The sequence below is a fragment of the Streptomyces sp. NPDC054770 genome, from assembly GCF_053611985.1.
The window spans coordinates 56,542-80,345 of record NZ_JBSHBL010000044.1 but is presented as its reverse complement, the minus strand read 5'-3'; the positions used below and the strand labels follow the sequence as shown (position 1 = coordinate 80,345).

General features: G+C 71.2%; 18 protein-coding genes. 11 read left to right on the top strand and 7 right to left on the bottom strand.

Annotation, left to right across the window (positions count from 1 at the left end):
* Positions 1 to 323 precede the first annotated feature (323 nt).
* Complete coding sequence (locus ACWGKQ_RS32080) at positions 324 to 2,231, top strand: FHA domain-containing protein (RefSeq protein ID WP_453295504.1); 1,908 nt, start codon at positions 324 to 326, stop codon at positions 2,229 to 2,231.
* A 96-nt stretch (positions 2,232 to 2,327) separates the two neighbouring features.
* Here the strand turns inward: ACWGKQ_RS32080 and ACWGKQ_RS32075 are convergent, their stop codons facing one another.
* The 3 genes from ACWGKQ_RS32075 to ACWGKQ_RS32065 form a co-directional block, all read right to left on the bottom strand.
* The gene (locus ACWGKQ_RS32075; RefSeq protein WP_453295503.1) at positions 2,328 to 3,755 is read right to left on the bottom strand and encodes an alkaline phosphatase family protein; all 1,428 of its coding nucleotides are present in this window, start codon (positions 3,753 to 3,755) and stop codon (positions 2,328 to 2,330) included.
* Positions 3,756 to 4,160: 405 nt separating this feature from the next.
* Entirely contained in the window at positions 4,161 to 5,045 is an 885-nt protein-coding gene (locus ACWGKQ_RS32070; RefSeq protein WP_453295502.1) for a TetR family transcriptional regulator C-terminal domain-containing protein, read from the bottom strand.
* Positions 5,046 to 5,074: 29 nt separating this feature from the next.
* The gene (locus tag ACWGKQ_RS32065) at positions 5,075 to 6,469 is read right to left on the bottom strand and encodes a flavin monoamine oxidase family protein (protein ID WP_453295501.1); all 1,395 of its coding nucleotides are present in this window, start codon (positions 6,467 to 6,469) and stop codon (positions 5,075 to 5,077) included.
* A 203-nt stretch (positions 6,470 to 6,672) separates the two neighbouring features.
* Here ACWGKQ_RS32065 and ACWGKQ_RS32060 point away from each other — a divergent pair, with 203 nt between their 5' ends.
* The 5 genes from ACWGKQ_RS32060 to ACWGKQ_RS32040 all read left to right on the top strand — a co-directional run bounded on the left by ACWGKQ_RS32060 (position 6,673) and on the right by ACWGKQ_RS32040 (position 13,965).
* Complete coding sequence (locus ACWGKQ_RS32060; protein WP_453295500.1) at positions 6,673 to 8,229, top strand: APC family permease; 1,557 nt, start codon at positions 6,673 to 6,675, stop codon at positions 8,227 to 8,229.
* A gap of 122 nt (positions 8,230 to 8,351) precedes the next feature.
* The gene (locus ACWGKQ_RS32055) at positions 8,352 to 10,502 is read left to right on the top strand and encodes an acetate--CoA ligase family protein (protein ID WP_453295499.1); all 2,151 of its coding nucleotides are present in this window, start codon (positions 8,352 to 8,354) and stop codon (positions 10,500 to 10,502) included.
* Positions 10,492 to 11,640, top strand: coding sequence for an acyl-CoA dehydrogenase family protein (locus ACWGKQ_RS32050; RefSeq protein ID WP_453295520.1), 1,149 nt, complete (start codon positions 10,492 to 10,494; stop codon positions 11,638 to 11,640). The genes ACWGKQ_RS32055 and ACWGKQ_RS32050 overlap by 11 nt, the downstream gene beginning before the upstream one ends.
* A gap of 112 nt (positions 11,641 to 11,752) precedes the next feature.
* A complete protein-coding gene (locus tag ACWGKQ_RS32045) occupies positions 11,753 to 12,766 on the top strand; it encodes an NAD(P)H-dependent flavin oxidoreductase (RefSeq protein ID WP_453295498.1) in 1,014 nt (337 codons plus the stop codon).
* A gap of 260 nt (positions 12,767 to 13,026) precedes the next feature.
* Positions 13,027 to 13,965: a L,D-transpeptidase gene (locus ACWGKQ_RS32040; RefSeq protein WP_453295519.1), complete on the top strand. Its 939-nt coding sequence runs from the start codon at positions 13,027 to 13,029 to the stop codon at positions 13,963 to 13,965.
* Here the strand turns inward: ACWGKQ_RS32040 and ACWGKQ_RS32035 are convergent.
* The gene (locus ACWGKQ_RS32035) at positions 13,936 to 14,856 is read right to left on the bottom strand and encodes an EamA family transporter (protein WP_453295497.1); all 921 of its coding nucleotides are present in this window, start codon (positions 14,854 to 14,856) and stop codon (positions 13,936 to 13,938) included. The two genes, ACWGKQ_RS32040 and ACWGKQ_RS32035, sit on opposite strands and share 30 nt — an antisense overlap.
* Positions 14,857 to 14,895: 39 nt before the next feature.
* Here ACWGKQ_RS32035 and ACWGKQ_RS32030 point away from each other — a divergent pair, with 39 nt between their 5' ends.
* The 3 genes from ACWGKQ_RS32030 to ACWGKQ_RS32020 all read left to right on the top strand — a co-directional run bounded on the left by ACWGKQ_RS32030 (position 14,896) and on the right by ACWGKQ_RS32020 (position 17,610).
* A complete protein-coding gene (locus ACWGKQ_RS32030) occupies positions 14,896 to 15,420 on the top strand; it encodes a MarR family winged helix-turn-helix transcriptional regulator (protein ID WP_453295496.1) in 525 nt (174 codons plus the stop codon).
* Positions 15,421 to 15,566: 146 nt separating this feature from the next.
* Complete coding sequence (locus ACWGKQ_RS32025) at positions 15,567 to 16,619, top strand: ATP-binding protein (protein ID WP_453295495.1); 1,053 nt, start codon at positions 15,567 to 15,569, stop codon at positions 16,617 to 16,619.
* Positions 16,501 to 17,610, top strand: coding sequence for a hypothetical protein (locus tag ACWGKQ_RS32020; protein WP_453295494.1), 1,110 nt, complete (start codon positions 16,501 to 16,503; stop codon positions 17,608 to 17,610). The genes ACWGKQ_RS32025 and ACWGKQ_RS32020 overlap by 119 nt, the downstream gene beginning before the upstream one ends.
* A gap of 59 nt (positions 17,611 to 17,669) precedes the next feature.
* Here ACWGKQ_RS32020 and ACWGKQ_RS32015 read toward each other — a convergent pair whose 3' ends face one another.
* Positions 17,670 to 19,130 (bottom strand): catalase, encoded by a 1,461-nt coding sequence (locus ACWGKQ_RS32015; RefSeq protein WP_453295493.1) that lies wholly within the window; start codon positions 19,128 to 19,130, stop codon positions 17,670 to 17,672.
* A gap of 411 nt (positions 19,131 to 19,541) precedes the next feature.
* Between ACWGKQ_RS32015 and ACWGKQ_RS32010 the strand changes: the two genes are divergently transcribed.
* The gene (locus ACWGKQ_RS32010) at positions 19,542 to 19,748 is read left to right on the top strand and encodes a hypothetical protein (protein ID WP_453295492.1); all 207 of its coding nucleotides are present in this window, start codon (positions 19,542 to 19,544) and stop codon (positions 19,746 to 19,748) included.
* A gap of 80 nt (positions 19,749 to 19,828) precedes the next feature.
* Here the strand turns inward: ACWGKQ_RS32010 and ACWGKQ_RS32005 are convergent, their stop codons facing one another.
* Positions 19,829 to 21,445, bottom strand: a complete 1,617-nt coding sequence (locus tag ACWGKQ_RS32005) for a sodium/solute symporter (protein WP_453295491.1) — start codon at positions 21,443 to 21,445, stop codon at positions 19,829 to 19,831.
* Complete coding sequence (locus ACWGKQ_RS32000; RefSeq protein ID WP_453295490.1) at positions 21,442 to 21,918, bottom strand: DUF485 domain-containing protein; 477 nt, start codon at positions 21,916 to 21,918, stop codon at positions 21,442 to 21,444. Before ACWGKQ_RS32000 ends, ACWGKQ_RS32005 begins: the two co-directional genes overlap by 4 nt.
* A 671-nt stretch (positions 21,919 to 22,589) precedes the next feature.
* On the opposite strand from ACWGKQ_RS32000, the gene ACWGKQ_RS31995 reads away from it, so the two are divergent.
* Positions 22,590 to 23,774: a type III polyketide synthase gene (locus tag ACWGKQ_RS31995; RefSeq protein WP_453295489.1), complete on the top strand. Its 1,185-nt coding sequence runs from the start codon at positions 22,590 to 22,592 to the stop codon at positions 23,772 to 23,774.
* Positions 23,775 to 23,804 lie beyond the last annotated feature (30 nt).

Sequence of the window (23,804 nt, the reverse complement as noted above, 5' to 3'; positions counted from 1 at the left end):
CCACGCTCATCTGCCCGTACCGCCCAGGGGGCTCTCCCGCGCACCGGCCGCCGTCCCACGCCGGCGCCGCCGAGCGCTGCCGCGGACCACTGGCCGAAAGTCGACCAAGTTCCCCCAGATCGGAAGGGATTGTACCGATGTGCACACTGGAAATACTTGGCTAAGCAACTATATGCTCCCTCATGGGGGCGGTTGGCGAACGAAGCCGTACGCCACCGTGCGGAACTGTGCCGCCGGTTGACTGCCGTCCGGCGTGGACTGGTCGACAGCGTCCGGTGGTGCCGCAGTGATGTCGAGATCATCCACTCCTGGAAGGAAGTGCCGTGGCACCGGTGCTCGTCGGGCTCGAAGGTCTGCTGGCGGGGGAGCGCATCCCGATCCTGGACACCCGCGTCACCTTCGGACGTAACGCGGAGAACACTGTCGTCATCTCCAGCCTCAGTGTCTCCCGCTTCCATGCGGAGATCGTCTTCGACCAGGACGAGGGCTACGTCCTGAACGACCTGGCCAGCAGCAACGGCACGCTGGTCAACGGGGACGAGGTGGAGTCCCGGCTGCTCCAGCCGGGGGACGAGATCACCCTGGGCGACCAGGAGTTCCGCTTCGAAGTGGCGGACGCGATGGAGACGCTGATGGCGCTCTCCCTGCCCCGCTCCGTCACGCACGCCGGGCAGGAGAGCGAACAGGGACCCGTACTGCAGGTCACCGTCGCCGGAGGCGGCCCCGTCGGCCTGTCCCTCGCCCTGCTCCTGGAGCACTTCCTCGGGCCCCAGGTGAAGATCACCGTCTACGACGGCAGGTGGCGCAAGCAGGGCCGTAGCGTCGTCTGGAAGAGCCAGGACGAGGGCAACGTACGGCGCCAGCAGGTGGTGACCGTACAGAGCCGCCAGTACCTCGCGTGGCCGGAGGAGGTCCAGGCGCGCCTCTTCGACCCGGAGCACTACACGGAGATGTGGCCCTCCGGCCCGGACTCGGTCGGCGACCACAGCCCGCGCAACATGCGCATCGCCTACATCGAGGACCGGCTGCTGGAACTGGCCAACGAGAAGCGGGACCGGATCCGCCTCATACCCGCCCGGTTCGACGCGGCGAAGGAGCAGGAGGCGCTCGCCAGCCAGCACGTGCTCGCGATCTGCGACGGCGGCCGGTCCCGCACCCGGGACCACTTCGCCGCCCGGTTCGGCAAGGCCGACGAGTCGATCTACTCCCTCGACGGCCGCCACCTCCAGGACGTCGTCCTCGGCCTGCGCGTGAAGTCCGGCCTGACCGACCCCATGGCAGTCCTGATGACGGTCGCCCAGAACCGCTTCCTGCTCAACTCGCTGCGCGGTGAGGGCTTCCTCAACATGCGGCTCACCGACGCCGAGGCGGCCGAGGTGATCGGCCTGGACCCGGTCCGCCGCGTGTTCGAGGAGTGCATTGCCTCGCGCCCGTGCCTGATGGACCGCGACGAGTTCGGCGACTTCCAGTGCTCGACGCACGGCACGCTGTTCCTGCCCGCCCTGGTCAAGGGGTCGGCCCTGTGGCGGCGGGTGCAGGAGGGGCTGCTGCTGTTCGGCGTCGAGGCCGACGACCTGTCGGCGGTCACCAGCTTCCGCCTGGACATGGTGCAACGCCCCCGGTTCTCCGCCGAGTTGCTGCCGCCCACCACCACCTCGCCGGGCACCTACGGCTTCCTGCTCGGCGACGCCGCGAACGCGATCCACTTCTGGCCCGGCCGCGGCCTCAACAGCGGCCTCGCCTCCGCCATCTCGCTGGCCCGCTCCCTCAACGGGGCATGGAACGGCAGGTCGTTCCGGGACGCGGACTTCCTGAGGCACGAGGCGGCGATGTCGATGCTGCAGTACCGGCACAAGAGCCGGGCGTGGAAGGCGATGGTCACCACCGACGACCGGGGCGTCACCTGGGCGATCAAGGACATCATCGGCCACGGCATCGACGGGATCCCCGAGGAGCCCGACCGCGAGGCGGACACCAAGACCCTGCTGGAGCGCATGCAGGCCATCCGCGACCGCCTGGCCCCCCGCCTGCCCGGCATGCCGGACGACGAGGCGATCCTGGAACGCCTGCGCACACTCCAGCCCGCCACGCTGCGCATGCTCGTCCTCAGCGGCGCCTGGGACACGCTGACGATGGGCGGCGAGGAGGTCGACATCGACATCTTCTACGGCCAGGACTCGTCCGCGGCCGCCGCGGCCGTGGAGGCACTCGAACCGGCCGCCCAGGCCTAGCACTCCGAGCACTCCCGGCATGCGACACCCCGCCCGACGGACTCCGCGGACCGGCGGGCGGGGTGTGCTGTCGACCCTGTCCCCGGGTACCGGAGGTCAGATGTGCGGGCGGTGGCCCTTCTCCTGGCGGGGGTAGGTCTGGTCGGCCTGGGGAAGCGTGGGCTTGGGGAGGGTGGCGACTTCCTCCTGCGCCTTCGCCAGCTGCTCGGCGGTGTTGTGGGGGAGACGGGGCGGGCGCGGGCGGGCGTCGCGGAAGCGGAAGGCCGTGGTGAAGTCACCGAAGGTCCGCCGGCGCCAGTCGCTGACATTGGGCTCCTCGACGCCGGTGAAGCGTTCGAGGAACTGCAGGGCGGAGGTGTGGTCGAAGGCCTCGGAGGCGACCCAGCCGCCGACCGTCCAGGGGGAGATGATGATGGCGGGGACCCGGAAGCCGCCGCCGATCGGCAGGCCCTGGATGAACTCGTCCTTCGTGCCCGACGGCGGTGTCGGCGGCGCCACGTGGTCGAACAGCCCGTCGTTCTCGTCGTAGTTGAGGATGAAGGCGGTCTTGCGCCACACCTTCGGGTTCGACGCGATGGCCTCGATCTTCGACGCCACGTAGTCGGCACCCGCCGCCGGCAGGTAGTCCGGGTGCTCCGACTGGTAGCTCGTGGGGCAGATCCACGACACCGTCGGGAGCCGGTCGTTGCGGGCGTCGTCCTCGAAGGTGCCGTGCGCCTGCGGGCGCACCCCCCGCTCGTACAGGTCGGAGCCGGGCTGCGCGTTCTTGAAGGACGCGAACTGCTCCAGCATGTTGGTGCCGTAGTCGTCTTCCTCCTGGTACACCTTCCAGCTGATCCCGGCGGCCTGGAGGCGCTCGGCGTACGTCGTCCAGCGGTACGGCGTGGGCGCCACGTTGCTGATGATCGGACCGCCCAGCGTGCCGCCCGGGTCGATCGAACCGGTCATCCACATCAGCCGGTTGGGCCAGGTCGGGCCGAACACCGAGCAGAAGTAGTTGTCGCAGATGGTGAAGGTCTCCGCGAGCGCGAACTGGAAAGGAATGTCCTTGCGCGTGTAGTAGCCCATCACGTACGGGCCGTTGACCCCGTCGGCCGCGCGATGGGCCGGCAGCCACTGGTCCATCTTGCCGCCGTTCCAGGCCTGGTGCTGGACCGACCAGGCGTGGCTGGTGGAGGGGATGGCCTGGGCGGACGACGTGTGGGTGTCGAGGTGGAAGGGCAGCAGGTAGCCCTTCGGGTTCACGGCGTCGGGCTGGTAGAAGACGGACCGTCCGTTGTCCAGCTTCAGCGCGTGCGGGTCGGCGAAGCCGCGGACACCGGAGAGGGTGCCGAAGTAGTGGTCGAAGGACCGGTTCTCCTGCATCAGCATGACGACATGCTCGATGTCGTGCAGGGAGCCGTTCTTCGGCGGCTCGGCGGCGACGGCCTTCTGGACGCTGGGCGGAAGGAGGGAAAGGGCCGCGGCGCCGCCGATCGCGCCGGCGGCGGAGCCCAGGAGTCTGCGACGGGTCAGTTCAGCCATGGATGCTCCATTCTCGGGATCTCCGACAGGAGAACCTTTGCGGGAGTGACGGCCGGCCCGGCCACAAGCACGGGCCGACGTTCACTCTGGGCCCCGGGAGGTGCGGTGCGTCAGGTGCGGCTCGTGAACTCCAGGCCAACGCGCGGAAGGACTTGGCCCGCCCATTACGTCCAACACCTGCTCGTTGCACGGGTGTTGCCGAGTGCTGAAAAAAGTTGGCCGCTACATGAATCTTGCGCGAGGGCACTCCGCTCCGCGCGCCTGCCGACTCTCCCGAACCCCCTGCGAATGTGAAGCAACGTCACGCGTCCGGCTGACGTCTCCTCCTGCACTGCCGGCTGCCGGCGGCGCATCGTGGCGGCAGCCGACCGCCCTGCCGGGCCCGGCGGCCCGGCACCGGGTGTCTCAAGGGGACGGCGAAGGCCGGTCGGTCAGGTGGAGGTGCGGTTCGAAGGCCCGCAGCAGGAGCGAGCGCATACGGTCCGGCTGCATCTCGGTCGAGCTGGCGAGAATCTGGATCGCCAGGCCGTCGACCATCGCGGTGAACCGGTCGGCGAGTGCCTCGACGTCCGCCTCCGGTGCCAGGCCCTCGGACCGGCACTCCCGCAGCAGTTCCACCACGACCCCGTACCAGCCCGAGTAGATCCGCCGCTGCGCGGGCCGCAACCGGGGTTCGAGCATCGCCTGGTTCCAGAACTGGATCCACACCGACCATTCGTCGATGTCGTCGGAGGCGACCGGCAGTTGCACCTCGATCAGGCGGCGCAGTTTGTCGCGCGCGGAACTCGCCCGGCCGAACTCCTCGTCGAGCCGGGTGCGGAACCGCTGCGCGTAGTACTCGAGCGCGGCGTGCAACGCGGCTTCCTTGCTCGGGAAGTGGTAGTGCACGGTCGCGGTACTGGTCCCGCAGTAGCGGGCGATGTCCGAGACGCGCACGTTGTGATAGCCGCGGCGTGCGATGAGCACGGTCGCGGCCTCGAGGATCTGGTCCCGCCGCTCCTGCGCCGTCACCGGCTGTGCCCGGTCCCGCCCGCTCTCGGGCGGGAGCACGGGCTCCGGGCCGGTTCCCTCGACCAGATAGTCCGTGGAGACTCCACAGGCCTTGGCGATGGCGGCGACCTCCACCTCGCGCAGCCGCCGGGTCCCGCGCAGCGCCTTGGACAGGGCGGTGGGGTCCATCCCGATCCGGTGGGCGAGTTCGCGCTGGGAGACGCCGGCCGCCCGGATCGCCGTCCGGACGCGCCCCGGCAGATCGGCGGCCGCAGCCGGCCGGTCCTCGATGCTGGTCATAACCCGGCCAGTATGTCAGGCAAGGCGGTTCACCCCTGCTGCCGGACAGCCGCGAGCGCGCCGATCACCTCGGCCGCGGCACGCTCACCCGACGAGATCGCCCCGTCGATGTAGCCGTTCCACACCGAGGCGGTCTCGGTCCCCGCCCAGTGGACGAGTCCGGACGGCTCCCGCCACCCGTCCCTCCCGTACCGGGTCCAGCCCCCCGGGGTCAGGAAGCACTCGTAGCCTCCGATGGTCCAGCCCGTCCGCGGCCAGATCTTCTCGACATAGTCGAGCGGCCGGTCCGCCCGGGTTCCGGCCACCGCGGACAGTGTGGCCAGCACCTCGCGGCGACGCCCGGTTTCGGTCCCGGCGGCCCAGCGGTCGAGCCGGTCGCCGTAGACGAACGCGACGAGCACGCCCCGCGAGGCGTCCTCGGGAGAGTTGTCGAACACCACGCCGACCGGGCTTTCGCCGTAGAGCGTCGCGATCCCGGAGCGTCCCGCCGCGCGCCAGAAGGGTTCCTCGTAGACGGCGTGCACCTTCGCGACCCGTCCCATCGGGGAGTGGCGCACCCAGCCGCGCCGCCCGGCGGGCAGCACCGGGTCGAACTCGATGCGCCCGACCGCCGCCGGAGGCACCGCGACCACCGCCCGCCTCGCGCGGATCTCGGTGTGGCCGGTGGTCACCGCCACCCCGTGCGCGGTCTGCCGGATCGAGAGCGCCGGATCGCCCAGCCGGATCCTTCCGCCCAGCGACTGTGCGAGCGCGCGGGCCACCGCGTCCGCCCCGTCCGAGAACCGGGCGTCCTGTGCGCAGCCGCTGGTCTCCATCAGCTGTTCGTACCCGCCGGCCGAGGCCACGTAGAACAGCACATGGAAGAAGGAGATCTCGCGCGGTTCGGCGCACCAGACGCCCTGCACCGCGAGTGCCAGCCGCAGCTGGGCGTCCTCGTCGTGGGTCTCCGCGCGGAAGAAGTCCTCGGCCGACCACGCGTCGAACTCCGCGAACCGCGGGGTGGACCAAGGCCGTTCGAGGTCGACGGTACGGGCGAGTCCGTCCAGCAGGGCGGTGACGCGTTCGTACTCCGCGATGCCCGGTCCGGCGTCCGGTGCGGCGCCCGCGTAGTCCACGCGCGTGCCGTCGGCGCGGATCTCCACGTGGCGCCCGGTCTCCCAGGTCGGGAACGTCCGGCAGCCGAACCGGGCCGCCAGCGCATGGAACCGTCGCTGGCTCGGCCCGATCCACTGACCGCCGAGGTCGAGGCGCACCCCCGACGGGCTCACCTGGCTGAACACGCGGCCGCCCACCCGGTCGGCGGCCTCCAGGACGACCACGTCGACCCCGGCGTCGGCGAGCCGCCACGCGGTGGTCAGCCCCGCGTATCCGGCGCCCACGACCACGACCTCGGTGTCGACGGCAGAAGCTTCTCGTGTTGTCACGCCGGTCACCGTGTCGCAACTCTGACTCTTCAGTCAAGATGCCTTGCGAAATTGCGATCCAGGCCTTGACAGCAACTCGGGCCACGGCCAGGCTGACTCGCCAATCAGGCATTGCGTTTTGTTGTCGATACCCGTAGGCGACTAGATCGGGAGTTGCAATGGCCTCAGATTCGCAACATCAACAGGACTCTCGACGGGGCCGGGTGTCGGCACCCGCGCCGGAGCCCCACCGCGTCGGCGAGACCCTCGACGGAGAGTCCACGGGCAAGGGCCTGCGCTCCGGCGCGCTCGGTATGGCAACCAGCCTGATCCTCGCCGTGGCCTCCGCGGCGCCCGCCTACAGCCTCACCGCGACGCTGGCCTTCGTCGTCGGATACGTCGGCTTCCAGGCCCCGGCCGTGGTGGTGCTGGCCTTCGTCCCGATCCTGTTCGTCTCCTTCGGCTATGCCGCCCTCAACCGGCGTGATCCGGACTGCGGCACGATCTTCACCTGGGCCACGCGGGCACTGCATCCGAACCTCGGCTTCCTGGGCGGCTGGGCGATCATCGCCTCCTTCGTCCTCGTGATCGGCAGCCTCGCCCAGGTCGCCGGACAGTACGTGTTCCTGCTGGCGGGCGCGGACGGCATCGGTTCCGCACCGGCGGACTGGCGCGTGCTGCTGGCCGGACTCGGCTGGCTCGCACTGATGACCCTCGTCTGCTACCGCGGCATCGAGATCGCGGCCGCGGTACAACGGGCCCTGCTGTTCCTGGAGTTCGGCATGCTCGTGGCGCTGTCCGTCGTCGCCCTGGTCCGGGTGTACGCCGGCACCGCGCCGGCCGGGACCCGACGGCCGAGCCTGTCCTGGCTCAACCCGTTCGAGGGCGCGTCCATGAGCGCGTTCGTCAGCGGCCTGGTACTGATGCTGTTCATCTACTGGGGATGGGAGACGGCGCTCACCGTCAACGAGGAGACCGCCGACCGGCACCGTGTCCCCGGCCGTGCCGCGACCTGGTCCACAGTGCTGCTGGTGGCGCTGTACCTCGTCGCCACGTTCGCCGCGATCTCGTTCGCCGGCATCGGCGACACCGGGATCGGCCTGAACAACCCGGACAACTCCGGGGACGTCCTCTACGGCTTCGGTACCGCGGTGTTCGGGGCGAGCGGTCTCGGCTCGGTGCTGTGGCACCTGCTGATCCTCATGGTCCTCACCTCGGCGGCCGCCTCGACGGAGACGACCGTCCTCACCCTGAGCCGCACCATGCTGTCGATGGGGGACCAGGGCGCGCTGCCCCGCGCACTGGCCCGGGTGCACCCGCGCTTCCGCATCCCGCACGTGGGCACGATCGCGGTCGGGGTCATCGGCGCCGTGGTGTACGTCGCGATGAACTTCCTCGGCCACGGACTCGTCATCGGCGACGCGGTGTCCGCCTGCGGGGTCCTGATCGCGTTCTACTACGGCCTCACCGGCCTCACCTCCGCCTGGGTGCACCGCACCGAGGGGCGCGCCGCAGCGGCGGGTCTCTGGCTGAGCGTCGTCCTCCCCGCGATCGGCGGGGTGGTCCTGCTCGCCGCGGGTGCCTGGAGCCTGATCCAGGCCTGGGATCCCGCCAACAGCGGTACGAGCTGGGCACTCCCGTTCTCCTCGGGCACCCGCGTCGGCGGCACGTTCGCGATCGGCACCGGGACGATCCTGCTGGGACTGCTCGCCCTGCTGATCTGCCGACGCCGGTACCCCGGCTTCTTCGAACGCCGGCCGACCGCCGCGGCCCACACGTGAGACCGGGCCCGCCTCCGCTCGGCCTGCCGCGCGAGCCACCCCTCGACACCGAACGGGACCCGGCCGGAATGGACGGGTCCAGGACCTCCGCACCCGTGCCCCCCGCATCCGGGAGACCACCTGTGTCCTTTCCCCAGGCCTTCGTCGACCCCTCGTCCATCGCTGTCGTCGGTGCCACCGAGAACCGCGCCAAATGGGGTTACTGGCTCGCCACCGGCGCCCTCGCGGGAGCCCGCCGACGACAGGTGTGGCTGGTCAACCGCCGCGCCGCACAGGTCCTCGGCCGGCCCTGCCACGCCACGGTGGGCAACCTGCCGGAGCCCCCGGACCTCGTCGTCCTGTGCGTGCCGCCGGAACACGTCGGCCCCGTCGTCCGGGACGCCCTCGCCAAGGGATGCCGAGCGTTCCTCGGGATCACCGCGGGACTCGGCACCGACGAGGCCGAACTCGCCGCGATGCTGCGCCGGGCCGGCGCACGGATGATCGGGCCGAACAGCCTCGGGTTGTTCAACGCCGCCACGGACCTCCGGCTCGCCTGGGGGAACTTCGCGCCCGGGAGCCTGGCGATCGTCTCGCAGAGCGGTCAGCTCGGCTCCGAGATCGCCGGTCTCGGCGCCCGGGCCGGTCTCGGCGTCTCGCGGTTCTACTCGGTCGGCAACCAGCTCGACGTGGGAGCCGCCGAGGTACTCGAATCCCTCGTGGCCGACGAGCACACCACCACGGTGGCGCTCTACCTGGAGAGCTTTGCCGGGGGCACCCGGATCGTCAGTGCCCTCCGCTCCCTCCGCCGGGCCGGCAAGCACGTGCTGGTGCTCGCCACCGGTGCCAGCGAGGGCAGCCGCCGGCTCGCGCGGTCCCACACCGGGTCGATGACCTCGCGGCTCGACGTCGTCGACGCGGCGTGCCGCGCCGCCGGAGCCCTCCGGGTGGCGACGCCGCGCGAACTCGTCGACGTGGCCCGCCTGCTCGACGTGACCGCTCCGCCGAACGGGCGCCGAGTCGCGATCATCAGCGACAGCGGCGGTCAGGGCGGGATCGCCGCCGACCTCGCCGCCGCCCGGGGACTCCGCGCGCAGGTCTTCACCGACCGGCTGCAGGACGCCCTGCGCGCTCTGCTCCCCGCCGCGGCGGCGGTGTCCAATCCGGTGGACCTCGCGGGCGCGGGGGAAGCGGATCTCCAGGTCTACGCGAAGGTCGCCGAACTGGTGGCCGCCTCCGGAGAGGCCGACTCGATCGTCCTGTCGGGATATCTCGGTCGCTACGGCGAGGACGCGCCGAGTCTCGTGGGCGCCGAGTCCGCCGTGATGGACCGCCTCGGCCGCCTCCACCGGACGGACGCGGCGCGCGTACCCCTGATCGTGCACAGCATGAGCACCGCTTCGCCCGCGGTCGCCCGGCTACGGGAGCACCGCGTCCCGGTCTTCGACACCATCGACGCGGCCCTGGGCGCGCTGGACCGCGCGACCCGTCTGGGCGGGCAGCCCCGGCACGCCCCTGCGGTCGAGCCGACCGGAGCGGCTGTGCCGGAGCCCGGGTACTGGGCGGCCCGCGCGTTCCTGACGGCACTCGGCATCGCGATGCCCGAGGCGAGGCGGGTCACCGAGGTGGCCGGGTTCGCGGAGGCCTGCGCGGGCCTGCGACCGCCCCTGGTCCTCAAGGCCGGCTGGATCGAGCACAAGAGCGAACACCGGGCCGTCAGAACCGGACTGGGGCCGGACACCGCCGCGGCGGCGTTCCGCGAGATGTACGAGCGGCTCGGCCCGGGCGAGTACGTCGTGGAGGAGCAGGACACCCGGCCGGGTGTCGTCGAGATGCTGATCGGCGCCCGCCGGGACCGTGACTTCGGTCCGACCGTGACCGTCGGCCATGGCGGGGTCCACGCCGAACTCTGGCGGGACGTGTGCGTCGAGTTGGCACCGGTCGACCGGCACACCGCGGCCGGGATGCTCGACCGGCTGCGCTCGCGCCGGCTCCTGGACGGGTGGCGGGGGCAGCCGGCGATCGACGTCGAGGCACTGATCGACGCGATCGTCGCCGTGTCCGAGGCGATCGCGGCCACCATCGGTGTGGCGGACATCGAGGTGAACCCGATCCGGGTCGGACCCGAGGGCGCCCTGGCCGTGGACGCACTCGTCGTCACCCGCTCCGCACCAGAAGTCGTGGCAGAAACCGCACCAGCAGCCGCATCAGAAGCCGCACCGGAAGTCTCCGGGGAGACCGGCCACCGGGAAACCACCGAGAAGCAGGAGAAGACGCGTGAGCATGTCCACTGAACCCTGGCCGCTGACCGATGAGCAGCGAGCGATCGTCGAGCTGTGCCGGGAGTTCGCCGCGAACGAGATCCGGCCCCGTGGACGCGAGGTCGACGAGCGTGACATCGAGTCCCCCCTGGACATCTTCCGGGCCGCGGCCAAGGTCGGCATCACCGACTTCATGCTGCCCGAGGAGTACGGCGGGGGCGGATTCACCGATGTCGTGACCCAGTGCCTGGTCCAGGAGCAGATGTGCTGGGGCGACCCGGGCATCGGCAACTTCGTCTGCTCCAACGGCTTCTTCGCCGATCCACTGCTCGAACTGGGCACCGACCGCCAGAAGTCGGAGTGGCTGCGTCCGCTCGCCGGTGCGAACCCGCTCTACACCGCGTTGGCGACGACCGAACCGGGCGCGGGTTCCGACGCCGCGTCCATCGCCACCACCGCCGTCCGGGTAGACGGCGGCTACTCGATCAGCGGGCAGAAGGCGTGGATCTCCAACGCCGGCCTGGCCGACCAGTACGTGGTCTTCGCCAAGACCGACCCCGCCCGGGGGTCTTCGGGTGTCACCGCCTTCCTGCTGCGCAGGGGTGCCGAGGGGATGACGTTCGGCGAGCCCATGCGCAAGATGGGCCAGCGTGCCATCGTCTGCCGCGAGATCTTCTTCGACGAGGTCTTCGTCCCCGAGTCCGACCGTCTCGGCGACGAGGGGCAGGGCTTCCGCGGCCTGATGAGGACGTTCGACATCTCGCGCATCGTGCTGGCCGCCGCGGCGACCGGAGCGGCGCGCGCGGCCTACGAGTACGCGCTCCAGTACGCCAGGGAACGCAACCAGTTCGGCAAGCCGATCATCGAGCACCAGGCCGTCGCGTTCCGGCTGGCCGACATGGCGACCCGCATCGAGTCCGCCTGGCTGCTCACCCTGCACGCGGCACGCCGGATGGACGCCGGAGCCGACGCCACCAAGCTTGCCGCCATGGCCAAGCTCCAGGCGTCGGAGACCGCGATGGCCGTGACCTGGGGGGCCGTCCAGACACTCGGCGGATGGGGCTATTCGCGCGAATTCCCGGTCGAGCAGTGGATGCGCGACGCCAAACTCGAGGAGATCGAGGAGGGCACCTCGGACATCATGCGGCTGATCATCTCGCGACGTCTCTGACCACGACCGCGGGCGGTCCGCTCCCGCGGCGCCGCCCGCTCCGCCGGCTCTGCCAATGGGAGCGGCACAGCTCTCGCGACAGGAGCGACACGGCTCCGGCAACAGGAGTGACATGACTTTCCAGAACGAGTTCACGGAGATGTTCGGGGTCGAACACCCCATCGTGTGCGGCGGAATGCTCGCGGTCGGCACCGCGGAGCTCATCTCGGCCGTCGCGAACGCCGGCGCCCTGGGGTTCCTCAGCGCGCTGACCCAGCCCACCCCGGAGGCGCTCGCCCGGGAGATCGCGCGGTGCCGTGAACTGACCGACAAGCCGTTCGGCGTCAACCTCACCATTCTGCCCACCATCGAGCCGGTGCCGTACGACGACTACCGGTCGGTCATCATCGACTCGGGCGTGAAGGTCGTGGAGACGGCCGGCAGTAACCCTGCACCGCACCTGCCGGCGTTCCAGCAGGCCGGGGTGAAGGTCGTGCACAAGGCCGTCGCCGTCCGGCACGCGCTCAAGGCCGAGGCGCTCGGCGTCGACGCCGTCAGCATCGACGGATTCGAGTGCGCCGGGCATCCAGGCCAGGACGACGTCCCCGGCCTCGTCCTGATCCCGGCCGCCGCCCGCAGGCTGCGCATCCCGATCATCGCGTCGGGCGGCTTCGGCACCGGCGCCGGCCTCGTCGCGGCCCTCGCGCTGGGGGCGTGCGCGATCAACATGGGTACCCGGTTCGAGGCGACCGAGGAGGCGCCCGTCCACCCGAACGTGAAGGCGCGGATCGTCGCGAACGACGAGCGCGGGACCCAGATCGTGTTCAGGGAGTTCGGCAACACCGCCCGGGTGGCGCGGAACTCGGTCTCGCAGGACATCGCCCGCCTGGGCGCGCGCCCAGGGGCCGCCTTCTCCGACGTCGCCGCACTCGCCTCCGGGAAACGCGGCAGGCAACGGGTGCTGCGTGAAGGCGATGTCGAGGGCGGGCTGTGGTGGGCCGGTCAGGTCCAGGGCCTCATCGACAGCGTGGAGAGCTGCGAGACGGTGGTCCGCACCATAGTGGCGGACGCCGAGACCATCATCCGCGGCCGCCTCGGGCGGCAGCTCGTGCTGTCGGCCGACACGACCCCGGCCGCGGCCGGCTGACCGGTTCACACCGCGCAGGCAGACCGACGGGCTGTTCGACCGCTGTCGGTCGGCCCGCCTCGGGTTCCTCGGCGGTTCCCGTACGGTGCCACGTACCCGCGTCTTGATCCAAGCTTTACGTGCCGGGCGGAACTACCAACCCCGCTCAAGGTGTCTGACGGACAGTGGGGCCTGTCGAGGCCGCGGAGCACGATGAATGAGTGGGGCAGGGCGTGGGACGGCGCAAGGGCGGCATAGGCATCGCAGTCGGTACGGTCGCAATGCTGGTGGGGGTGACCGCCTGCGGCGGGGGCGGCAGCGACAAGGCGAGCGGGGACGATGCGAAGGCGTCGGGGAAGCCGAGCGCGAGCGCCTCGCCCAGTCCCACGAAGCCCGCGGGTCCGCCGATGCTGCTGGACACCATCACCCCGCAGACGGGCACCACGGTCGGCGTGGCCATGCCGATCTCGGTCATCTTCACCAACCCGGTGGCGGCGAAGGCACGGGCCACGGTCGAGAAGCACATGAAGGTCAGCACCTCGCAGCCGGTGGTCGGCGCCTGGCACTGGATGGGTGACCGGCGGGCCGACTGGCGGCCGAAGACGTACTGGCCCTCCGGCACCAAGGTGAAGATCGACGCCGACATGACGGGCGTCAGTAACGGCAACGGACGCTACGGTGTGCACGGCTACACGCACACCTTCACGATCGGCGACGACGTGCGGGCGGACGTGTCGGTGACCAACCACACCATGAAGGTGACCCGCAACGGCCAGGCGGTGCGCACCCTGTCGATCAACGCGGGCAGCGCCCAGTATCCGACGTGGGACGGCACGATGGCCGTCATCGACAAGCAGGAGAAGGTCCACATGACCTCCTGCAGCGTCGGCATCAGCTGCGACAAGGGCAGCCCCAACTTCTACGATCTGACGCTGCCCTGGGACGTCCACCTGACCCAGTCCGGCACGTACGTGCACTACTCGACCGGTGACCCCAACCCGGGCAGCGGCAGCGCCCGCGGTTCGCACGGCTGCGTGCACCTGTCCCTGTCGGACGCCAAGTGGTTCTACGGCCAGGTCAAGCAGGGCGACCCCATCACGATCACCGGCTCGCCGCGGGGCAAGGCCCCGGCCGACAACGGCTACGCCGACTTCAACCTGGGCTGGGACCAGTGGCTCACGGGCAGCGCGTCAGGACAGGAGACGACTGCGGCTCTGTGACCCACGGCGGGGCGGGCGCCGGTTCTCCTCCGCGGAGGGCGCGCCCGCCCGCCTGGACCGGCCGAGGACGACTCCGGTCAGGACCAGGACCAGTCCGCACAGCTGCTGAACGGTCAGCACCTCGCCGGCGACCACCGTGCCCAGCAGCACGCCCGTGACGGGGTTGAGCAGTCCTATCAGCCCGACCGTTCCCGCGGACAGGTGCCGCAGACCGGTGAACCAGGCGACGAAGGCCAGCGCGGTGGCGACCAGCGAGACGTAGCCGAACGCGAGGACCGCCGGTGCGGAGAGCGCCGGTGGCGCACCCTCGACCACCGCGGCGACCGGGAGCAGGAAGAGACCTCCGGCCGTGAGCTGCCAGGCGGTCGAGGCGAGCACGTCGGTACCGGCGCTCCACCGTTTGGTGAGGACGTGCCCGAACGCCGACACCAGCATGGCGGCGGCCGAGGCGAGGACTCCCGGCACGCTCGTGCCCTTCACCCCCGTGAGCAGCATGAGACACACCCCGCCGAGTCCGACCACGGCGCAGGCCAGTTGCGCGGAGCGGGGCCGCTCGGACACCAGGGGCCAGGCGACGAGCATCATCGTCAGCGGGGACATGGCCATGACGGTCGAGGCGACGCTCGTCGGAAGCAGCTGGGAGGCCGCGTAGACGAGGACGAAGAACACGCTCATGTTGATCAGCCCCAGCACTGCGGACCGCCACCACCAGGCGCCGCGCGGCAGCTGTCTGCGCAGGGCGAGCAGGACGAGGCCGGCGGGCAGCGCCCGCAGGGCGGCTCCGTAGAGCGGGTGGTCGGCCGGCAGGAACTCGTGTGTCACGTAGTAGTTGGCACCCCAGGCCACCGGTGCCACCGCGGTGAGCGCCACCCAGCGCGAATTAGCTTCCATGGAAGTTAATATAGCTTCCCGGGAAGCTATCATGGGCGCATGAAGCACGGTGAACCGACCGACCGCGTGGCCCGCATCCAGGCCGACTGGCGCCGCGAGCGGCCCGACGTCGACATCACGCCCCAGGGAGTGATCGGCAGACTGCACCGCCTGGCCGGCCGGCTCACCGAGGAACTCTGCCTCGTCTACGGCCGCTACGGCCTCAGCGAGGGGGAGTTCGACGTCCTGTGCGCCTTGCGCCGCGCCGGGGAGCCGTACGAGCGGGCGCCCGGGGAGCTCGCCGCGCACACCATGGTCACCACCGGCGCGATGACGAAGCGGATCGACCGCCTGGAACGGGCCGGGCTCGTCACCCGCCGCCGCTCCGACGACGACCAGCGCGGCCGCATCGTCGCCCTCACCGCACCCGGGCGCGACCTCATCGACCGGGCCTTCACCGACCACATGCGCAACGAACGCCACCTGGTGGACCTGCTGACGCCCACCGAGGCCGAGGCGCTCGAGACACTCCTCGCCGGCTGGCTCTCCCGCATGGAGGGTGCCCGCACTCCCGGCGGCGAGTGACGCACCCGCCGAGGCCGGTTCACTCGGGTGGGTGATCCTCGCGCACGCACGGCAGCGCTCGTTCCAGGGTAGGGGCCGGGGCCACGGGCCACGCGGCAATGCTTTGATCCGCTCATCGCGCATCGGCCCGCCACGAGGATGGGGGCATGGTGCGGATGATGTGGGACGCGGAGACCTCGTTCGTCGGCCGGGCGGCTGAACTCGACCTGATCGCCTCGGTGATGAGCAGGAGCAGACTGGTCACCCTCAGCGGCGCGGGCGGGGTCGGCAAGACCCGGCTTGCGCAACGGGTCGTGTCCCTGGGCGAGGCGGCCGAGGGCAGCGCAGAGGTCGCCTGGGCCGACCTCTCCCCGCTGCGCAACGCACACCTCCTGGCGTCCACCGTCGCGGACGCGCTGGGGCTGTCCGACCACACCGCGCGGCTGCCGGCGGACGCGATCTGCGCGTGGATCGGCGACCGCCGGACGCTGCTGGTACTCGACTCGTGCGAGCACCTGCCGGCCGAGTGCCGCGACCTGGCCGGCGATCTGCTGACGGCCTGCCCGAACCTGACCATCCTGGCCACCAGCAGGGAACCGTTGCGCGTCCGCGGCGAAACGGTCGTCGGGATCGAGCCGTTCGCCTCCACGGAGGAAGCGGTCGCCCTGTTCGCCGACCGGGCCGCCGCGGCGGGCAGCCCGCTCAGGGACGACAGCGACCGGCAACTGGCCGCGAGCCTCTGCGATCAGCTGGAACGACTGCCGCTGGCGTTGGAACTCGCGGCCGGGCAGTTACGCAGCCTGTCCCTGCCGGACCTCTGCGCGGGCCCGTACGCGGCGGTGGACCTGCCCCGGACACCGGCGCGCAGATGGCCGCCACGGCACTCGGCGCTGCGCACCACCATCGGCTGGAGCCACGAACTGTGCACCCCCCCTGGAGCGGCTGCTGTGGGCGCGGCTCTCCTACCTGCCGGCCTCCTTCGACGACGGCCTCGCGGGACAGCTGGCCGGCGGCGGCCCGCTCTCGCCGAGCGACGTCGGCTGGACTCTCGTCGCGCTGTGCGACAAGTCCGTCGTCATCCGGAGGGACGGAACGTACCGGATGCTGGACGCCGTACGCGAGTACGGCCTGATGTGGCTGTCCGAGCTCGGCGGCGAGCGGGAACTGGCCGACCGCCACGCCCAGTACGTGCTCGCCCAGACCCGGCAGGCCCATCGTGAGTGGTTCGGTCCGGCGCAGCGCGGCTGGTACCGGCGGATCGGGTTCCTGCACGCGGACATCCGGCTGGCGGCCGATCATCTCCTGGCGGCCGACCCGGCCGCCGCGCTGGAGCTGATCGGCAACGTCACCTTCTTCTGGGTCTGCTCCGGGTACCTGTACGAGGCCCGCCGGTATCTGGAGAAGGCGACCGTGCCGGCCGTCCGGGTGCGGAACGAGACGTGGGTGCAGGGACTGTGGAGCCTGGGACTGACCCTGACCCTCCAGGGCGAGCAGGCCGCCGCGCACGAGACGGCCGCCGCCTGCCGGCGCACCGCCACCGCCGTCCTGGACGCCGAGGGACTGGGGCGAGCCGCCTACCTGGACGGGCTGCTGCACCTGCTGGAAGGACGCCCCCTCGCCGCGGTGAACGGTGTCGAGGCCATGGAACCGGGCACCGCCCTCTCCCACCCGGAGCACCTGACCGCACCGGCGGTCCTGTGCCGCCTGGTCCACGTCTTCGGGCTCACCGGATCCGGCCGCCTGGACCAGGCCCGGCAGGAGGCACTCGAACTCCGCGACCTCTGCGCCGCGCTGGACGAGCACTGGACCCGCTCCTACGCGGAACACCAGCTGGCCCTCATCGCCTTCCTCACCGGGCGGGCACCCGACGCCGTACGCCATGCGCGGGCCGCCCTCGACGCCAAGCGGCCGATCGGGGACGCCTTCGGGATCGCCATGGTCATGGACCTCCTCGCCATCGCCCTCGCCGACACCGGAGAGGAGCCCGCCGCCGCTTACGCCTTCGGCGCGGCGGCCCGCTTCTGGGAGACGGTCGGACACCCGCAACGCGGCACACCGGAGATGGCCGCGCTGCGCAACGAGTGCGAGGACAGGCTCGTACACCGCATGGGACTGAAGCGGTACGGCCAGACCTTCCGACGCGCGGCCACGAGCGACGCACGCTCACTCGTGGCCTGGGGAGCGAACGGAGGACCGGTGCCCGAGGAGTGACACGTCGTTCAACTCAGGCGGAAGACCTGTGCCGTGCGGCCGCCGACGGCCTCGCGGTCCTACCCGTCGGCCTTGGCGCGTACGCCGTCGGCGATGCGCTTGCCGATCGTCTCGTCGATGTTCGACCAGTAGGTGAAGGCGCGCTGGAGGACGGGCTCGGTGACGCCGTCGAGGAGATGGCCGACGACGTTGTCGACCAGACGGTCGCGGGCGGCGTCGTCCAGCACCTCCCGTACCAGCGTGCCGGGCTGGCCCCAGTCGTCGTCCTCGGGGTGGGAGACATAGGCGGCGCGGACGATCTCGCCGTCCGCCTCCCAGGTGGGCGGCGGCCCGAAGCGGGCGGGGTCGGCGGCCGGACCGCCCTTGGAGTTCGGGGCGTACACCGGATCGGAGGTCTTCCGGTAGGCCATCGCCCCGTCCTTCGAGTAGCTGTGGACGTCGACGACGGGCGCGTTCACCGGGAGCTGCTGGTAGTTGGCGCCGATCCGGTGCCGGTGGGCGTCCGCGTAGGAGAACAGCCGCGCCAGCAGCATGCGGTCCGGGCTGGGCCCGATCCCGGGGACGAAGTTGTTGGGCTGGAACGCCGCCTGCTCGATCTCGGCGTGGTTGTCGGTCGGATTGCGGTCGAGGGTCATCCGGCCGACCGGGACGAGCGGATAGTCACGGTGCGGCCACACCTTGGTGAGGTCGAACGGGTTGAAACGGTAGCCGGCAGCCTCCGCGTACGGCATGAGCTGCACGTACAGGGTCCAGCTGGGGAACTGGCCGTCACGGATGTGCTCGAAGAGGTCGCGCACGTGGTAGTCCGTGTCGACGCCGGCCAGCCGGTCGGCCTCGTGCTGGGTGAGGAACTCGATGCCCTGGTCGGTCTTGAAGTGGTACTTCACCCAGAACCGCTCGCCCTTGGCGTTGATCCACATGTACGTGTGGGAGGTGTAGCCGTTCATGTTGCGCCAGGTCCGGGGGATGCCGCGGTCGCCCATCAGCCAGGTCACCTGGTGGGCGGACTCCGGGGAGAGCGTCCAGAAGTCCCACTGCATGTCGTGGTCGCGCAGGTTGTTGTCGGCGCGGCGCTTCTGGGACCGGATGAAGTGCTGGAACTTCATCGGGTCCTTCACGAAGAACACCGGCGTGTTGTTGCCGACCATGTCGTAGTTGCCCTGGCTGGTGTAGAACTTCACCGCGAAGCCGCGGGGGTCGCGCCAGGTGTCGGGACTGCCGCGCTCACCGGCGACCGTCGAGAAGCGGACCACCAGGTCGGTACGGGTGCCGGGCTGGAAGACGCCCGCCATGGTGTACGCGCTGACGTCGTCGGTCACCTCGAAGCGACCGAACGCGCCGCTTCCTTTGGCGTGCGGCTGGCGCTCGGGTATCCGCTCCCGGTTGAACTGCGCCATCTGCTCGATCAGATAGGCGTCCTGCAGCAGGACCGGACCCCCGGGCCCCACGGTCAGCGAGTGCTCGTCGCTCTCGACGGGGGCACCGGAGTCGGTCGTGGTGAGGGGTGGTTTCTGCGTCATGGCTCTGCCTTTCTCCGCACGGAGCAGGGGGATGCCGGTTTTCGCGGGTCCTCGCGGGTCCTCGCGGGCCTTTGCCGGGTCCGCCGGTGTCCGAGATGCCGGACAAGTGCACCCGCGGCCTCGCCCCGGGACGGCGCCGCACAGGTTTCTGCGCGTCCGCCCGTCCGCGCGTCCTCGCATCCTTCGTGTCCGGAGCCTTCCGGCTCCGTCGAAGCGGGTGACCCTGTGGCAGCGAGGCAAACACCGTGCGCCCGGCGCCCGGGCCCGGTGCCGACGACGGCCCGGCCCGGCTCTCCGGCATCCAGCGTGGTCCCACCGGGCCGGAGCCGCCACTCGGAGGACCGGGGCCGTTTTCCGAGGTGAGCCGCTGCCGGTCGTGTCCCCGGCCGGGGGACGGTCGTTTCTCAGGGCATGAAGAGGATCATCACTGCCACCGCGCTCGCTCTGACCGGCCTGGCGCTCGCCGCCCCTGCCCACGCGGACGGATCGGCCCCCGGCCCGTCCCGGGACCTCGCCACCAAGGTCGCCGGGGCGCTGCCCAAGGCCGCCGTGGCGGGTCTCAATGCCGCTGCGGCCTCCATGACCACCGGCCTCCAGGACCGGCCCCCGGCCAAGTAGGCCCGGCCTGCCACCTCGCTCCCGTCCCCGCCCCGGGGCGGGGACGGCCTGTCCGGCGCGTGCCCGCGCCTGACGAAGCCCTACGGGGACGAGTGCCGCGGGGGCGCCCCGGTGAGCAGGTGGCGTTCGTGGGACGCGTAGCGACTGCGTTCGCGGTCGGTGGCCCGCCGGCCGGCCAGCACGGTGGTGAGCCAGCCGGTCAGGAAGCCCGCGGGCACGGAGACGAGCGCGGGCGTGTTGTAGGGGAACCACGCGAAGTCGGCGTCCGGGAAGGCGGACAGCGGTGTCCCGGAGACCAGCGTGGTGCCGGGGGTCAGGGCGAGCACGCTCAGCGAGCCCACGACGAGGGTGGCCAGGAGCGCCGTACGTGTGTACCGGCGCCAGAACAGGGTGTAGAGGAGCGCGGGGGCGATCGCGGAGGCGCCGAGGGTGAAGGAGACCGTCGCCAGGGGCTGAAGGCTGCGGTGCTGGGCGAGCACCGCCAGCAGGACGGTGGGGACGCCGATGACCAGGGCGCTGCACCGGGCGAGAGCGAGTTCCCGGGCCGGCGCCGGGGGAGTGGCGCGGGACGCCGTCAGGTCGTGGGCCAGGGTGTTGGCGCAGGCCAGGGTCATGCTCGCGACGGAGGCGAGCAGGGTGAGGAAGACGGCGGTGGTGACGGTGGCGAAGAGCAGGCTCTCCGGCCGGGACAGGTCGGTACCGAACGCGGCGCGGGCGCCCAGGAGGTAGGCGGTCGAGCCGTGCGCGTCGGCGGCGGCGATGCGGTCGTGCCCGACCAGCGCGGTCGCGCCGGTGCAGATCAGCGTGAGCATCAGGATGAACAGGGTCACCGAGGAGACCGCCCAGGACATCGCACGGCGGACCTGGCGCGGCGTGCCCGCCGTGTACATCCGCATGGTGACGTGCGGCAGGCAGGCACCGCCCAGCACGATGGCGCACTGGGTGCTGGCCATGTCCAGAGCGGGATGCGGGCTGCTGGAGTACTGGAGCCCCCAGGTGAGATAGGCGTTGCCCGCCCCGCTCCGCCGGGCCGCCGCGTGGAACAGCGCCTGGGGCTGCCAGTCGAAGGCACGCAGGATCAGTACGCTCACGACCAGCCCGGAGCCGAGCAGCGCCACGGTCTTGATGATCTGGACGAGCGCGGTGCCGGGCATCCCGCCCAGCGCCGCATAACTGATCATGAGGACCCCGGCTCCGGCCACGCACCCGTCCCGCATGCCGGTGTTCGAGAACCCGAGGACGTACGCCAGGAGTTCACCGACCCCGGCGAGCTGGACGACCATCATCGGGACCAGCGCGGCGAGGGTGACCAGGCAGGCCGTGACACGTACCGACCGGGCCGGGTGGCGACGGGCCAGCGCGTCGCCCATCGTGTAGCGGCCGGTGTTGTGGAGGGGTTCGGCCAGCAGGAACATCAGCAACAGCAGCGACAGCAGGGCGCTGAGGGCCAGGACGATGCCGTCGTAGCCGCACAGGGCGATGATCCCCCCGATGGTCAGGACGGTGGCGGCGGAGATGTAGTCACCGGCGACGGCCAGCCCGTTGCGCAACGGCGACAGGGACCGGTACCCGGTGTAGAACTCGGCGAGGTCGTCCGCCTCCGGGCCGGTGAGCACGCACAGCAGCAGCGTGAGGGCGACGACCGAGCAGAACGCGACGAGGGACCAGGACTGGGCGGAGCCGCCCAACCCGGTCACGGCGCTTGCTCCCGGTCGGCGCCGGTCGCGTGATTCTGACGGCGGGCGCGGCGTGCCAGGGGATCCACGAAACGGCGCGCGGCGGCCTCGTAGAGGAGGACCGCGATCCAGGTGACGGGAATCTGGGCGAGGGCCAGGAGCAGCCCGGTGGGCAGGCCGCCCGGGCCGGGGCGGGCCATCAGGGAAGGCGCCTTGACGGTCAGGGTGAGGAAGGCGGCGAAATAGCCGAGCGCGGTGATGGTCGCCACCCGCCGGTGCCAGCGGTACGCCCGCCGCAGCAGGCGCAGGGTGCGGTGGGCGCCGGCCCGAGGGCCCGCCGGACGGTCGTCGTACGGCTCCTGACCGGTCGACCAGGTCGGAGACGGGTGGTCCGGACGGTCGTTCGGGCGGTCGTACGTGGGGCCGTATACGGGACCGTATGTGGGGCCGTACGACGGCCGATTAGAGGGTAAATCAGGCACATCATAGGACATTTCGGCAACTCCTCGGTGGGGGCCGCGCCCGGCCGTGGCGGGGCCGCGAGCGGGGAGAGCGGTTCGGGCGACCGCACACCGTGCGGCCGGGAGGTCGTGGGAAGCCGTATGCGCCGGTCTGTCCAGGACGCCGAGTCGTGCGTCGCGGTCGGGTGGGCAGGGAGTCATGGTCTCGGGCATGGGCGTTGTCCGCCAGAGGTGCGGCCGGAGCGGGCGGGGGAGGTCCGCGGCGCGTGAGGCTGACGTCGGGATCTCTGCCGGGGGCGATGAAGCATGGGCGGAGCGCGGGGTGGCGCGATTGATTCGAAAAGTGCGCCGTCGCACACCTCATGAGCCCCAGGCTGCCCGCCGGTTGGCCCGCCCGTGCGGGGCGCTGCTGTGACGCACTTCATGGGCGGCGCCGGTCCCGGGCGGTGGCTCGATCCGCACCTTCCCCAACTTCCCGAAGGTGTAAGGAGTTTGCACGGCAACGATCAGGGCCGGACGGTCGCGCATCCCTGTCGCCCAGCCGCAGAACGGAACCGGCATGGGTTTATTGGTACATGAGGCACCCCAAGAGTTGTCGAATGCGAAGTACATTGCAATGACAGCGTCTTGACCCCGCTCTGCAAAAACAGGCAGGTTTCGGACACTTCACATCATTTACGGGCTTTCGGCGAAAGATGCGTGTTATGGGCGCCTATCTGTGTCCTCCAGTCGTGGTACAAGGCGAACATGTCGTGAAGACCGAGGAGATCCTGGCGGAGGTGCGCGGCCGGCATCCGCGGGCGCCGTGGCTGCCCCGGATCGACGGCATCGCGGCGAGCACCGGAATCGAGTCCCGCGGGTGGATGCTTCCGCTGGAGGCGGCCGCCGCGCCCGGCACCGGCACGGGCCTGCGAACTCCGGGCGCCGGCCCGGCCCGTACGGCACTGGCCGGCCACGGGTTCACCGACGACGAGGTGAACCGCGCGCTCGCCGCGCTGGAGGCGATACCGGCGCCGCAGACCGTCCAGGAGCGCACCGCACCGGCCTGGGCCGCCGTGCAGACGTACGGCGAGCGCGCGGCCGGCGAGGCCCTTCGGGCCGCCGGACTGGACACCGCCGACGTCGACTGCCTGATCACCAGTCACTCCACCACCCCGGCCCTGCCGGGGCTGGACCTCTCCCTGCTCAACCGCCTCGGACTGCGCAGCGACGTCCTCCTCCTGCCGGCCACCCAGTGGGCCTGCATCGCCGGCACCCGATCGCTGGCGCTGGCGGCCGACCTGGTCGCCGCCGACCCCGACCGGGTGGTCCTGGTCGTGATATCCGAGGCACTGAGCACCACCTACCAGCCCGCCGACGACACCCTGGAATCACTCATCGTCCGGCTGCTGTTCGCGGACACCGCCGTCGCCGTGGTGGTCACGGGCCGCCCCCGCACCGAGTCGGTCCTGCGACTGGACGCGGTCTGGCACCACACCCTGCCCGGCACCACGGACCTGCACCGGCTGGAGACCCGGGACGACGGCACGCACTTCGTGATGGACCGCCGGGGCCCGCGCGCCGTACAGGAGACCGTGACCGAGATGTGGAGGTGGCTGCGGGCGCGTCACCAGGACGACGGCGACTCCTGGCATCCCGATCTGCTGCTCGCCCACCCGGGCGGGACGCGGGTGCTGGAGTACATGGAACAGACGATGCCCGACTCCTGGCCGGAAGGGCTGCTGGCCTACAGCCGGGACAGCTACACCACGGGCAACCGCGGCGGTGCCGCCGTACTCGACATCCTGCGCCGTGCGCACGACGCGGGCCAGAAGTCGGGCAGCCGTACGGTGCTGTACGCGGCCGCACCCGGACTGACGGCGACGGCCGTCGAGGGGGAGTGGCTGTAACCGCGGCCCGCCCCCGCTCAGTCGGGTGAG